The sequence below is a fragment of the Streptomyces sp. NPDC050416 genome, assembly GCF_044458845.1.
GTDB lineage: Bacteria > Actinomycetota > Actinomycetes > Streptomycetales > Streptomycetaceae > Streptomyces.
Map to the genome: position 1 here is coordinate 176,182 of NZ_JBITII010000010.1, position 13,864 is coordinate 190,045.

Here is a 13,864-nt window from a genome sequence, read left to right on the forward strand (position 1 = left end):
GCCGGACAGGGCGGGTGCCGGGTGATTTCAGTCCGGGTCCTCCGTCGCGACGCGGAGCAAGTGCTCGGCCTCTGCCCGCCGGGCCCGCACCGCCTCGCGGTCATCGTCGTCGTTCATCCCCTCGGGGACCGTGCCGCCGGAGTCCGTCTCGTCGTAACCGTCGTACGCCGCCAGCACCGCACGCGCGCGTGCCCTCGCGTCGGTGAGACGGCCCAGCTCGATCTCCAGCCATCCCGCCGTGAGTTCGGCGCCGGTACGGCTGTGCAGGGCGCCGTCCCCGAGGGAGGCGAACACCTCGGCCGACCGCCGCAGTTGGGACAGCACGTCCTCGGACACGGCCGGGAGCGAGCCCTCCGCGTCACCCTCGGCGGACCGGGCCAGCAGGTCACCGAACTGGCGGTGGGTGTGGCCGAGTTCGGCGACGAACCGCTGCCGGGACTCCTCGTCGGCCGCCTCGTCCCGCGCTGTCTCGCACTCCCGGACCGCGTCCGCCATGAGCAGGCGTGCCACCGCGGGGCCGTCCTCCGTGCGCAACGCCAGCCAGGCACGGGCACGCAGGGACCGCACCAGCCCCTGGACGTTGCCGAGTTCGCGCCACAGGTCGCCCGCGCGTGCGTAGGCCCGGTCCGCCTCGTCGGCCAGTCCGGCCTGCCCGAGGGACTCCCCGGCCAGGTGGGCGAGGGTCGCGTGGTCGTGCTGTTCGGGCCAGTGCCGGGCGATCTCGGCGGCCTGGAGACGCCGTTCGGCGGCGGCGCGGTGCTCGCCGAGTTCGCTCAGGCAGTCGCCGAGCCACCACTGCGTCTGCACGACCGCCCCGTCGCCGTGCGTCTCGGCCGTCAGGTCGGGCAGCGCCGACTCCAGGACCTCCGCGGCCTCGGCCCACCGTCCCTGCCGCAGCAGGAACCCGCCGAGCTGCTGCCGGGCCCAGACGCCCAGCGTCGCGCCCTCGCCCGCCTCGTCGGCCCAGTGCGCGGCCTCCAGGGCGTGCCGGGCGGCCTCGACGACCTCGCCCCGGCCGCCGGTCAACTCGGCGAGCTGGAGGTGCAGCTGGGCCCGTCCGGGCGCCTCCAGCTGGGCTCCGCCGTGCTCCAGGGCCGCCCGCAGGGCCCGTTCCGCCTCCGCCATGTCGCCGAGGTGGTGGGCCAGGGAGGCCAGCCGGGCCTCGTACTCCACCGCGTACCACGGCAGTCCCGCCGCGACGAACGCCGCCGCGCCCCGCGCGAACAGCCCCGCGGCCGTCTCCAGGTCGCCGCCCAGTCCGGCCAGCTCGGCGAGCATCGCCTGCGCCTCGGCGCCCCGCGCGGCCAGCCGCGCGTCCTGACCGGCCTGCCCGTCGACCAGTGCCAGAACCTCCCGGACAGCGGCTTCGGCCGCATCGAGAACCGCCTCCGGGCCCTGGCTTTCGGCGTCACCCTCTGCGAGACCCGCCTCGTGCGCCCGGCGCAGCAGGATCCGGGCCCGTGCCATCAGGACGGACGCCGTCTGGCGTATCCCGGTGTCGCCGGCGGCGTACAGCGCGAGGATCTCGTCGTAGGGCCCTGACACGGCCGCGAGCGCCGCGTCCACGTCACCCGCGAGAGCACGTACGTACGCCGCACGCGCGCTTGCCGCCAGGGCCTCACCGGGGTCGCCCGCCGCCGCGTACAGCTCCGCGGCCCGTTCGAAGAGCGCGGTGCCCTCCGGGCCGCGGCCCATCGCCTCGTGGTCGGCGATCTCGGCGCGGTCGCGCGGGTCCAGCTCCACGCCCCGCGCGGCCTCGGCGACCGCCGCCCACGCCTCCACGGCGCCCGGCCGCAGGCTGTCCGACAGCCGGCGTGCCTCGGCCAGCAGGGCGGGCAGATCCGGCTGCCCGGTCGCGGCGGCCGTGACCACCGGGGGAACGGGCACGGGCACCGGCCGTACCGACCGCACCCCCAGCGGCAGCCGCTCCACCAGCGGGCGCCGCTCCATCCGCGCGCGTGCCCGCTCGCTGACGTACGTCGTGCCGTTGCGCTCGTCGAACCGCGCCGCCAGGGCGAGGGCCTCCGCACGCGCGTGCGCGGCCAGGTCACGGGCGGTCCACGTCCGGCCGGCCGGACCGGGCACCTGCCGGTCACCCAGCCCCAGCCCGGTCAGACGGTCCATGAGCAGGGCCACCACGCTCATGAAGTCCAGCTTGCTCTGCGGCTGCCCGTCGTCCGTGAAGTACGCCGGCCGCTCCGCGAGCAGCTCCAGACCGCGGGCCTCGTTGCCGGTCAGCGCGCAGAACTCCACGTGCTCCGCGTACGCGGAGCGCATGCTCTCCATGGCCCGTACGAGCCGGAAGCCCCGCAGATGGTTCGCTCGGGCCTCGTCCAGGCGGCCCAGCCGCAGCAGTGGCACCAGGGACGAGGCGAGGGTCGTGTGCGGCTCGTGGGCGCAGGCGTACTCGCCCTCCAGCACCGGCCGCCACAGCTCCAGGGCCTCGGCGTCCCGGCCCCGCTCCGCCTGCCACCAGCCCTGCCCGTGCCGCTCGCAGGCGTCACAGTCCGCCATGGTGTCCCGGTCGGCGGCCAGCCACGCGGCGTACGCCCGCTCGGCCCGCGCCAGGTCCCCGACATGCGCGGCCACACTGTGCTCGGCGCTGCGCACGGCGCGCTCGGAGTACCCGGCGAGCCGGTAGCGGTGCTCCATCTCGCCGAGCCATTTCTCGATGGACGCGAGCGGGATGTGCGGCTGGTCCAGCATGCCGGACGAGACCCACTTGAAGACCCAGTGCAGCGTGTAGGTCTCGTACTCGTCGAAGTCCTCGGGCCGTTCGTCCCACATGCGCAGCAGACGCGCGAAGGGGACGAACATCTTCCCCTTCTCGGAGCTGTAGTTGTAGACCTTCAGCTGGTGCCCGAGCGCCTCGATCACGGCGAGCGGGACGTTCAGCTTCTCGGCCGCCGCCAGCAGCTCCTCCGCGCGCGCGTTGCGGGCCGGGCCCTCCGGCTGCTCGGCGTTCTCCGCCATCGCCCGGCGCAGGGCGTCGAAGTCCGTGATCTCACTCATGGCCGGCCGTCCTCGCTGTGCGTGGCCCACTCCAGGAGGCCGATGAACGCCCGGTTGAGCAGCGCCGAGTCGGCGGGCCTGAGCGGCCGCTGCGCCATCAGCAGTGCCTGCCCGTACAGCGACTCGGTGGCGGTGCCGATCAGCTCCGGGTCGTGCAGCGAACTGATCCGCCTCACCAGCGGGTTGAGGTGGTTGAGCACCAGACGCGCGCGGGGAGCGCTGCCGCGCAGCGAGCCGAGGATGCCCGCCCAGAGGTCGTCCGCCTGCGCCTCGGCGTCCGCCCGGGCCTGTTCGTGCCGGGCGTCCCGGTCGTCGAGGTGCAGCGCGGGCACGGAGAGCGGGTGGAAGGCCCGCAGCACCACGTCGCAGCCCAGCGGGTCCAGCCGGGCCCGCGCCGCCGCCAGGAAGCCGGACAAGGCCAGTTCCTCGGCCGGGTCGACCGCGTCCAGATGCGCGGTCACCGTCTCGGCGTCCAGCTCGGCGACCACGGTCCCCGGCATCACCGACGGCAGCGCCTGAACCAGCTCGCTGTCGTACGTGTAGCCGCCGTTGATCACGCCGATGCCCTGCGCGGACGCGATCGGCGCGACCTGCCGGTACTCCTCGACCGTCCGCGTGAAGTGCACCACCGGGTGCCGCTGCGCGAACTCCTCCAGCGACAGCCGCCCGTCGGTCGTCTCGAAGGGCAGCCACGGCAGCATCGTGCGCAGCATCTCCCGGTCGTGCCGGGCCAGGGACTTCACGCCCAGGTAGTGCACCGCCAGGAACGCGGCCAGCCGCTCCGGATCACCGGCCGCCAGACCGGTCAGCCAGGCCCGGATCCGCTCGCCCAGCGCCTCCCGTACGGCGGCCAGCGTCTCGTCCTCGTACAGCGCCTCGCGCGACGCCGTCGGCCGCAGACTGTCCGTGTCCAGGACACAGCGCACGAAGAACGCCCAGTCGGGCAGCAGCTGTTCGGCCCGCTCGGTCAGCAGCATGCCCTTGAGATGGACGCGGTGCCCCGTGCGCTGGGCCGGGCTGACCGCCGACGGCAGTACGTACGCCACCCCGCGGACACCGGCCAGCGGCACGGACAGGTCGATCGTGTCCAGCGGGGTGAAGCCGAACAGCTCGTGGCAGTGCCGGGCGAGGGCGACACGGCGGGCGGCCGGGCCCGGATACGACCGGTCCCAGGGCGCGGGCAGGTCGGTGACCGGCTCGTCGCCGACCCGGACGTCGTACGGCAGCAGCGACCCGAAGTCCCGGGCCAGCGCCTCGACCCGCTCGGGCGTGAGCCACTCGGCCGCTCCCGCCCGGGCCACCAGATGCACGGTGGTGCCCGGCTCGGAGCGCTCGGCGTCCGGCAGCGTCCGCACGGTGTACGAACCGTCGTCGGACGCCGTCCACTCCACGGGCGGCGCCCCGGGCGTACGGGCGCTGCGGCTGACCACCCGGATCCGCTCGGCGACGACGAAACAGGCCAGCAGCCCGATGCCGAACTGCCCGAGAAACTCCGAACGCGCCTCCTGAAGGCCCTCGGCACGCTTGGAACTGCGCCCGATCGTGGCGAGCAGGTCGTGCACGTCCGCCTCGGTGAGCCCGACACCGGTGTCCTCGACGCGCAGGGTGCCGCCCTGCGCGGACAGCCGCACCCGGGCCGGAGCATCGGGTTCCGCCGCGCGTCTGGCGGTGATGGCGTCCACGGCGTTCTGCAACAGCTCGCGCAGATCCACCTTCGGACTGGAGTAGAGGTGGTGGGAGAGCAGGTCCACCAGACCACGCAGGTCGACCTGGAACGTATGAGGTGGCTGGGGCGGATGGGATGGCTGGGATGCCTGTGAGATCTGGGAGTCCATCGTCACAGCGCCGGTGGGGGACTCGCGACGGCGCGGGGTCGGGCGGTCCCGGTGAGGCGGTGACCGCGAAAAGGAGGCCGGGAGCGCGTCATCCTAAGGCCCAAACCAACCGCCTGACCAGGGATTTCCGGGACGTATACGGCGACCTGCGCCATGACCTCTACGGCATTGTCAGTGGTGTGGTGTGCAATGGATCTCGTGCCCGCACTTCACGAACCGCTGCAACAACCACTGAAGTCGGTGCTCGGCCCCGCCACCGCGAAGGTGATGGCCGAGCACCTCGGCCTGCGCACCGTCGGCGACCTGCTCCACCACTACCCGCGCAGATACGAGGAGCGCGGCCAGCTCACACACCTCGCCGACCTCCCCATGGACGAGCACGTCACGGTGGTCGCCCAGGTCGCCGACGCCCGCCTGCACACCTTCGCCTCGGCCAGGGCCCCGCGCGGCAAGGGCCAGCGCCTGGAGGTCACGATCACGGACGGCAGCGGCCGTCTCCAACTGGTCTTCTTCGGCAACGGCGTTCACAAGCCCCACAAGGAGCTCCTGCCGGGCACCCGCGCGATGTTCGCGGGCAAGGTCTCCGTCTTCAACCGCCGCCTCCAACTCGCCCACCCGGCTTACGAGTTGCTGCGAGGCGACCCGGAGGAGTCCGTCGAGACATGGGCCGGCGCCCTGATCCCGATCTACCCGGCTACCGCCAAACTGGAGTCCTGGAAGATCGGCAAGGCGATCCAGACGGTCCTGCCCACAGCCCAGGAGGCGGCCGACCCGCTGCCGGACCCGCTGCGCGAGGGCCGCGGTCTTGTCCCCCTCCCCGAGGCCCTCCTGAAGATCCACCGCCCGCACACCAAGGCGGACATCGAGGACGCCCGCGCCCGCCTCAAATGGGACGAGGCCTTCGTCCTCCAGGTCGCCCTCGCCCGCCGCCGCCACGCGGACGCCCAGCTCCCCGCGGTCCCCCGCACACCCAGCCCCGACGGCCTCCTCACGGCCTTCGACGCCCGCCTCCCCTTCACCCTCACCGAGGGCCAGCAGCGCGTCTCCCGGGAGATCTTCGAGGACCTGGCGACGGAGCATCCGATGCACCGGCTGCTGCAGGGGGAGGTCGGATCGGGCAAGGCCCAGCCCCTCGACTCGCTGGTGCTCACACCCACGGGCTTCCGTGCCATGGGGGATCTGCGGGTGGGCGACGAGGTGGTGGTGCCGGACGGGGACATCGCGCTGATCGATGGCGTCTTTCCTCAGGGGGAGCGCGATGTCTGGCGCTTGGTTCTGTCCGACGGGAGTTCCGTCGAGTGCGACGACGAGCACCTGTGGATCGTCGGCACGAGCTGCGGTTGGCACCGTGGTCAGGCTCCCAAGGTCATGACGACCCGGGAGATCCGTCTCGACACGTTCAAGGCCAACGGGTCCTCGAAGTGGTACATCCCGCCGGCCAAGCCGGTCGATCTCGGCGGCGACGCCGGGCTGCCCCTCGACCCGTACCTGATCGGGCTGCTGCTGGGGGGTGGTTCATTCCGGCACAATCTCCGTCTTTCCACCATCGACGACGAGATCCGTGACGCGGTGTCGGCGGCGGTAGCGCCCGAATGCCGACTGGTACCGGTGAAGGGATCACGCCGTGACTACGCGATCCAGCTCAAGCAGCGCGCCGGAGGAGTGCGCAACCCCGTGATCCAGGTCCTGGGCGAGTTGGGCCTCTGGGGGGCGACGTCCCACGACAAGTTCATCCCTCAGGAGTTCAAGAACGCTCCGATCAAGGACCGTCTCGCCGTGTTGCAGGGACTTCTGGACACGGACGGCACTGTCCAAGCCGACGGCATGAGTGTCTCCCACTGCTCGGCTTCGCGCCGCCTCGCGGAGGACGTCGCATGGCTCGTACGTTCTCTGGGCGGCCGGGCGCGCGTGCTGCCGAAGAAGGCCGCGTACAACGTGCAGGTGTCCTTGCCGGACGCTTACGCCCCGTTCCGGCTCACCCGCAAAGCGGAACGCGTGCGTCCGAGGCCGAAGTGCAACACGTTCCGACGCGGCATCCGGGCGGTCGAGTACGTGGGGCGCAAGCCCGTCCAGTGCATCAGCGTCGCGCACCCGAGTCATGCATACGTCACCGACAACTTCACCGTCACCCACAACACCATGGTCGCCCTGCGCGCCATGCTCGCCGTGGTCGACGCAGGCGGTCAGGCCGCCATGCTCGCGCCCACCGAAGTGCTCGCCCAGCAGCACCACCGGTCGATCGTCGAGATGATGGGCGAGCTGGCCGAGGGCGGCATGCTGGGCGGGTCCGAGCAAGGCACCAAGGTCGTGCTGCTCACCGGATCCATGGGCGCGGCAGCCCGCCGCCAGGCCCTGCTCGACCTCACCACCGGCGAGGCCGGCATCGTCATCGGCACGCATGCGCTGATCGAGGACAAGGTGCAGTTCCACGACCTGGGCCTGGTCGTGGTCGACGAACAGCACCGCTTCGGCGTCGAGCAGCGCGACGCCCTGCGCGGCAAGGGCAAACAGCCCCCGCACCTCCTGGTCATGACGGCCACGCCGATCCCGCGCACGGTCGCCATGACGGTCTTCGGCGACCTGGAGACGTCCGTCCTGGACCAGCTCCCGGCCGGCCGCTCGCCGATCGCCAGCCATGTCGTCCCGGCCGCCGACAAGCCCCACTTCCTGTCCCGCGCCTGGGAGCGGGTCCGCGAGGAAGTGGGCAACGGCCATCAGGCGTACGTGGTCTGCCCCCGCATCGGCGACGAGGAGGACGACCCGAAGAAGGCCGGCAAGAAGAAGTCCTCAGAGGCCCCCGGGCCCCCCGAGGACGCCGCGGAGAAGCGCCCGCCCCTCGCCGTCCTGGACGTGGCCGACCAACTCGCCAAGGGCCCCCTGAAGGGGCTCCGCGTCGAGGTGCTGCACGGCCGTATGCACCCCGACGACAAGGACGCCGTCATGCGCCGCTTCGCCGCCGGCGAGACCGACGTCCTGGTCGCCACGACGGTCATCGAGGTCGGCGTCAACGTCCCCAACGCCACGGTCATGGTGATCATGGACGCCGACCGCTTCGGCGTCTCCCAGCTCCACCAGCTGCGCGGCCGCGTCGGCCGTGGCTCGGCCCCCGGCCTGTGCCTCCTGGTCAGCGAGATGCCCGAGGCGAGCCCCGCCCGCCAGCGCCTGAACGCCGTCGCCGCGACCCTCGACGGCTTCGAACTCTCCCGCATCGACCTGGAACAACGCCGCGAGGGCGACGTCCTCGGCCAGGCCCAGTCGGGCGCCCGCACCAGCCTGCGCATGCTCGCGGTCATCGAGGACGAAGAGATCATCGCCGAGGCCCGGGAGGAGGCGGCGGCTGTCGTGGCGAAGGACCCGGAGCTGACCCACCTCCCGGCCCTGCGGACAGCACTGGACGCCCTCTTGGACGAGGAAAGGGAGCAGTACCTGGAAAAGGGGTGACAGGTGCTGCCCCCAAGGGGCGCGGGGCTGTAGTCCATACGCGGCTACCGCCGCGCGGGCGCGACCAGCCACACTGATACTGAAGCCGCCCACAACCAAGGACCGAAGATGACCCGCGTGATCGCCGGCACAGCCGGCGGACGTCGCCTGGCAGTACCCCCAGGCACCGGCACCCGCCCCACCTCCGACCGCGCACGCGAAGGTCTCTTCTCCACCTGGCAATCCCTCCTCGGTGGCCCCCTGGACGGCGAACGCGTCCTCGACCTCTACGCGGGATCAGGAGCCGTGGGCCTGGAGGCCCTCTCCCGCGGCGCCGGCCACGCCCTCCTCGTCGAGGCCGACGCGCGAGCGGCCCGCACGGTCCGCGACAACGTGAAGTCCCTCGGCCTCCCCGGCGCCGAGGTCAGATCAGGCAAAGCGGAACAGATCATCCGCACATCACCCCCCGGCGAGCCCTACGACCTGGCCTTCCTCGACCCCCCGTACGCCGTCACGGACGACGATCTTCGCGAGATCCTGCTCACACTCCGCACGGAAGGCTGGCTCACCCAAGAAGCCATCGTCACCGTGGAGCGCAGCACCAGAGGCGGTGAATTCCGGTGGCCCGAGGGTTTCGAAGCCCTCCGGGCCCGTCGCTACGGCGAGGGAACGTTTTGGTACGGTCGCGCCGCCTCTACGTGCGAAGACGCACGATGACCGGACCGGAGAGCGAGGGATCACAAGTGCGCCGCGCCGTATGTCCCGGGTCGTTCGACCCGATCACCAACGGACACCTCGACATCATCTCCCGCGCCTCCAGGCTGTACGACGAGGTCTACGTCGCGGTGATGATCAACCAGTCGAAGAAGGGCCTGTTCGAGATCGACGAGCGGATCGACCTGATCCGCCGGGTCACCGCCGAGTACGGCAACGTCCGCGTCGAGGCCTTCCACGGCCTGCTCGTCGACTTCTGCAAGCAGCGCGACATCCCCGCCATCGTCAAGGGGCTGCGCGCAGTCAGCGACTTCGACTACGAGCTGCAGATGGCCCAGATGAACAACGGCCTCTCGGGCGTGGAAACCCTCTTCATCCCCACCAACCCCACCTACAGCTTCCTGTCGTCCTCCCTGGTCAAGGAGGTCGCGACCTGGGGCGGCGACGTCTCCCACCTGGTTCCGGCGGAGGTCCTCGAGGCCCTCGGCGAGCGCCTGCGGAAGGACTGAACAGGCCCCGTGCGCCCCACCGGACCCTGACACCCCGTCACCCGGTGTTCCCCGGGGACACCATGGCCGTACAGTCGTCCCGTCCGTCTCCAACGCATCTGTAGAGAGTGGCGAGCACACGGTGGACGTGCAGAAGAAGCTCGACGAGATCGTCGCCGCGGTCTCCGGCGCCCGGTCCATGCCCATGTCGGCCTCGTGCGTGGTCAACCGCGCCGAACTGCTCTCCATGCTGGAAGAGGTGCGCGCGGCGCTGCCCGGCTCCCTCGCCCAGGCCCAGGAGCTGATCGGCGACCGAGAGCAGATGGTCGAACAGGCCCGCCAGGAGGCCGAGCGGATCATCCAGGCCGCGCACGCCGAGCGCGGCTCACTGATCTCGGACACCGAGGTCGCCCGCCGTTCCCAGGCCGAGGCCGACCGGATCCTCGCCGAAGCCCGCCAGGAGGCCGAGGAGATCCGCGCCGAGGCCGACGAGTACGTCGACTCCAAGCTCGCCAACTTCGAGGTCGTCCTCACCAAGACCCTCGGCTCCGTGGGCCGCGGCCGCGAGAAGCTCCTCGGTACCGGCCCCGGCACCGACGAGCAGGGCTACGAGGACGAGGACGCCCCCGAGCGCAGCCAGGACCCGGAGACCCAGCGCCGCAGCGCCGACGAGTACGTCGACGTCAAGCTCGGCGCCTTCGAGGCGGTCCTCGCCAAGACCCTGGACGCCGTCGGCCGCGGCCGGCAGAAGCTGCACGGCCGGATCGCCACCGACGACCTCGGCTCACTCGCCGACGACACCAGCACCGTCCAGCACTCCAGTGACGCCGACTACCTCGCCGGCTTGGCCGCCCTCGCGGACGAGAAGCCCCCGGCCGAGCAGCCCGCCCAGCAGCAGGACTACGGCCAGCCGCAGCCGGCCTACGCCTACCAACAGCAGCCCGACCCCTACGGCGGCTACCCGCAGCAGCCGTACGCGGCCCAGCAGGACCCGTACGGCTACCAGCAGGCCCAGCAGGCCGATCCCTACGCCTACCAGGGCTACGACCCCCAGGCCGCCTACGACCCGAACCAGGCCCAGCGGGCGCAGCCAGCGCAGCAGCCACAGCCCGGGCACCAGGGCCACCAGGGATACGCCCTGGACGAGACCAGCCTCTTCGACACCGGCATGATCAGCGCCGAGCAGCTCCGGGCCTACGAGCAGGGCCGCGGCAACGGCTGAGCACCGGATTGGGCCGACGGGCAAAGGTCCAGTATCCTGGCTCTTCGGTCGCGCGTACGTCCGCGATCACCGCTGCCCGTAACACCGAAGGGCGGCGTCCCCCTCAGCTCAGCAGACCGAAAGCAGGAATGGCCCTGAACGCCCGCCTCGACCACCGCAACCCCCTCGTGTTCGACACACACGAGCTGGGTCGGCGGCCCGGTGCGCTACAGCGCCTGACCCGCACGGTCGACGCTCCCCAGGACCTCGGTATCAAGGGAGTCATCGGAGTGCCGGAAGGCGCCCCGGTGGAGCTCGAACTCCGCCTGGAGTCGGTCATGGAAGGGGTGCTCGTCACAGGCACCGCCCGTGCCGCCGCCGAGGGGGAGTGCGTAAGGTGTCTGGAGCCGCTTCGGCTCGACGTCGAAGCGGAGTTCCAGGAGATGTTCTCGTACCCTGACGCCGACGACCGGGGCCGCGTGATCGCGGAACCGGGCGACGACGCCGAGGACGACGAGGACAGGCTCTTCCTCGAGGACGGCCTGTTCGACCTCGAGCCCGTGCTGCGTGATGCGGTGGTGCTCGCACTGCCGATGCAGCCGGTGTGCCAGGAAGACTGCCCTGGTCTGTGTGCCGAGTGCGGCGCACGGCTGGCGGACGACCCGGACCACCACCATGACGCCGTCGACATCCGTTGGGCGGCATTGCAGGGACTCGCCGACACCATGTCGGACGGCGAGAAGGACGAGATGAGCGGCGCCGAACCGGGCGTCGACGAGAAGCAGGAGAAGTAGCCGTGGCTGTTCCGAAGCGGAAGATGTCGCGCAGCAACACGCGCCACCGCCGGTCGCAGTGGAAGGCTGCGGTCCCCACCCTGGTTGCGTGCGAGCGCTGCCACGAGCCCAAGCAGCAGCACATCGCGTGCCCCTCTTGCGGCACTTACAACAAGCGCCAGGTCCTCGAGGTCTGAGCGGCTGGTGAGAGGCACTGTGTCCACGCCTAAGAACAAGTCTTCCCGCGTGAGCGGGAACGCAACGGCGGACAACCAGGCCTCGTCCCACACGCTTCTGGAAGGGCGGCTCGGCTACAAGGTCGAGTCCGCCCTTCTGGTGCGAGCACTGACCCACCGGTCGTACGCATACGAGAACGGCGGTCTGCCGACCAACGAGCGTCTGGAGTTCCTCGGGGACTCCGTGCTCGGCCTGGTCGTCACGGACACGCTGTACCGCACCCACCCCGACCTGCCAGAAGGCCAGCTGGCCAAGCTGCGGGCCGCGGTGGTGAACTCGCGTGCACTCGCCGAGGTGGGCCGCGGGCTCGACCTGGGCTCCTTCATCCGGCTCGGCCGGGGTGAAGAGGGCACGGGCGGCCGGGACAAGGCGTCCATCCTCGCCGACACCCTCGAAGCGGTGATCGGCGCGGTCTATCTCGACCAGGGGCTGGACTCGGCGGCGGAGCTGGTGCACCGCCTGTTCGACCCCCTGATCGAGAAATCCTCGAACCTCGGAGCCGGCCTGGACTGGAAGACCAGTCTCCAGGAGCTCACCGCGACCGAGGGGCTCGGCGTGCCCGAGTACCTGGTCACGGAGACCGGCCCCGACCACGAGAAGACCTTCACTGCTGCTGCCCGCGTCGGAGGCGTCTCGTACGGCACCGGCACCGGCCGCAGCAAGAAGGAGGCGGAGCAGCAGGCCGCCGAGTCCGCGTGGCGGTCCATCCGGGCCGCGGCGGACGAGCGCGCCAAGGCGGCGAAGGCCGCCGAGGCGACGCAGACGGCGGCGGCTCAGGCCGCCCACACGGCCGTCGACGGCAGCGTCGACGGCTGACAGCCACCGCCCGGCACCGCGAGCCGGGCGGCCGGCACAGCACAGCGCGACCCGAGCGCCCGCCCCTGCCCGGGGCGGGCGCTCGGTCATCCACAGGTTTGTGACGGGGGACCCCATGCCCGAGTTGCCCGAGGTCGAGGTCGTACGGCGCGGTCTGGTGCGGTGGGTCGCCCACCGGACCGTCGCCGAGGCCGAGGTGCTGCACCCGCGCGCGGTGCGCCGCCACCTCGCGGGCGCCGACGACTTCGCGCACCGCCTCAAGGGCCACCGCATCGGCGTCCCGAGCCGCCGCGGCAAGTACCTGTGGCTGCCCCTGGAGGACACGGACCAGTCGATCCTGGCCCACCTCGGCATGAGCGGCCAGCTGCTGGTCCAGCCGCACACGGCCCCGGACGAGAAGCACCTGCGCATCCGCGTCCGCTTCACCGACGCCCTGGACACCGAACTCCGCTTCGTCGACCAGCGCACCTTCGGCGGTCTGTCGCTGCACGACAACACCCCCGACGGCCTGCCCGACGTCATCGCCCACATCGCCCGCGACCCGCTCGACCCGCTCTTCGACGACGAGGCCTTCCACCGGGCGCTGCGCCGCAAGCGGTCCACGATCAAGCGGGCCCTGCTCGACCAGTCACTGATCAGCGGCGTCGGCAACATCTACGCGGACGAGGCCCTGTGGCGCGCCCGTATCCACTACGAGCGCCCGACCGCGACCTTCACCCGCCCGCGCAGCCTGCTGCTCCTGGGTCATGTGCGGGACGTCATGAACGCGGCCCTCGCGGTGGGCGGCACCAGCTTCGACAGCCTGTACGTCAACGTCAACGGCGAGTCCGGCTACTTCGATCGGTCCCTCGATGCCTACGGCCGCGAGGGCCTGCCCTGCCGGCGCTGCGGCACCCCGATACGCCGACGGCCCTGGATGAACCGCTCGAGCTACTACTGCCCGAAGTGCCAGCGGCCCCCGCGGATCACGCCCTAGCGGAGTCGTACCGCCCGCGCGCGGCGATGACCTCGTCCATGCTGCCCTCCACGAAGTGGATCAGGGCCAGCAGCCGCTCGGCCACGCCGCGGCCCAGCGGCGTCAGTTCGTAGTCCACGCGGGGCGGGTTGGTCGGCTGGGCCTCGCGGTGCACCAGGCCGTCGCGCTCCAGCGCGTGCAGCGTCTGGGAGAGCATCTTCTCGCTGACGCCGTCGACGCGGCGACGCAGCTCGTTGAAGCGGAGCGAACCCTCGTACAGGGCGCCCAGCGTCAGTGCGCCCCAGCGGCCCGTGACGTGCTCCAGCGTGCCGCGCGAGGGGCAGGCCTTGGCGAACACGTTGTACGGGAGGTCGTCCAGCCCCGCCGTGGGCTCCTGGGTGGTGGTCATATGC

Annotated in this window: 11 protein-coding genes; 8 read left to right on the forward strand and 3 right to left on the reverse strand. The window is 71.6% G+C overall.

Features of this window, described 5'->3' with window-relative positions:
• Window positions 1-27 precede the first annotated feature (27 nt).
• Window positions 28-3,012 carry a tetratricopeptide repeat protein gene (locus ACIBL4_RS28850; RefSeq protein WP_399414718.1) on the reverse strand — a complete coding sequence of 995 codons (2,985 nt, stop codon included), beginning with the start codon at window positions 3,010-3,012 and terminating at the stop codon, window positions 28-30.
• Complete coding sequence (locus ACIBL4_RS28855; protein ID WP_399414719.1) at window positions 3,009-4,847, reverse strand: HSP90 family protein; 1,839 nt, start codon at window positions 4,845-4,847, stop codon at window positions 3,009-3,011. The genes ACIBL4_RS28850 and ACIBL4_RS28855 overlap by 4 nt, the downstream gene beginning before the upstream one ends.
• A gap of 189 nt (window positions 4,848-5,036) precedes the next feature.
• On the opposite strand from ACIBL4_RS28855, the gene ACIBL4_RS28860 reads away from it, so the two are divergent.
• The 8 genes from ACIBL4_RS28860 to mutM all read left to right on the forward strand — a co-directional run bounded on the left by ACIBL4_RS28860 (window position 5,037) and on the right by mutM (window position 13,472).
• Entirely contained in the window at window positions 5,037-8,288 is a 3,252-nt protein-coding gene (locus ACIBL4_RS28860) for a helicase-related protein (protein ID WP_399414720.1), read from the forward strand.
• A 108-nt stretch (window positions 8,289-8,396) separates the two neighbouring features.
• Window positions 8,397-8,984 carry a 16S rRNA (guanine(966)-N(2))-methyltransferase RsmD gene (rsmD, locus tag ACIBL4_RS28865; RefSeq protein WP_399414721.1) on the forward strand — a complete coding sequence of 196 codons (588 nt, stop codon included), beginning with the start codon at window positions 8,397-8,399 and terminating at the stop codon, window positions 8,982-8,984.
• Between the two features lie 26 nt (window positions 8,985-9,010).
• Entirely contained in the window at window positions 9,011-9,490 is a 480-nt protein-coding gene (coaD, locus tag ACIBL4_RS28870) for a pantetheine-phosphate adenylyltransferase (protein ID WP_399414722.1), read from the forward strand.
• 121 nt (window positions 9,491-9,611) lie between these two features.
• Complete coding sequence (locus tag ACIBL4_RS28875) at window positions 9,612-10,691, forward strand: cell division initiation protein (RefSeq protein ID WP_399414723.1); 1,080 nt, start codon at window positions 9,612-9,614, stop codon at window positions 10,689-10,691.
• 128 nt (window positions 10,692-10,819) lie between these two features.
• Window positions 10,820-11,464 carry a YceD family protein gene (locus tag ACIBL4_RS28880; protein ID WP_399414724.1) on the forward strand — a complete coding sequence of 215 codons (645 nt, stop codon included), beginning with the start codon at window positions 10,820-10,822 and terminating at the stop codon, window positions 11,462-11,464.
• Window positions 11,465-11,466: 2 nt separating this feature from the next.
• Window positions 11,467-11,640 (forward strand): 50S ribosomal protein L32, encoded by a 174-nt coding sequence (rpmF, locus tag ACIBL4_RS28885; protein WP_003951102.1) that lies wholly within the window; start codon window positions 11,467-11,469, stop codon window positions 11,638-11,640.
• A 19-nt stretch (window positions 11,641-11,659) separates the two neighbouring features.
• Window positions 11,660-12,496, forward strand: coding sequence for a ribonuclease III (gene rnc, locus ACIBL4_RS28890; protein WP_399414725.1), 837 nt, complete (start codon window positions 11,660-11,662; stop codon window positions 12,494-12,496).
• Window positions 12,497-12,611: 115 nt separating this feature from the next.
• Window positions 12,612-13,472, forward strand: a complete 861-nt coding sequence (gene mutM, locus ACIBL4_RS28895) for a bifunctional DNA-formamidopyrimidine glycosylase/DNA-(apurinic or apyrimidinic site) lyase (protein ID WP_399414726.1) — start codon at window positions 12,612-12,614, stop codon at window positions 13,470-13,472.
• Here the strand turns inward: mutM and ACIBL4_RS28900 are convergent.
• Window positions 13,462-13,860: a winged helix-turn-helix transcriptional regulator gene (locus tag ACIBL4_RS28900; RefSeq protein WP_399414727.1), complete on the reverse strand. Its 399-nt coding sequence runs from the start codon at window positions 13,858-13,860 to the stop codon at window positions 13,462-13,464. The two genes, mutM and ACIBL4_RS28900, sit on opposite strands and share 11 nt — an antisense overlap.
• Window positions 13,861-13,864 lie beyond the last annotated feature (4 nt).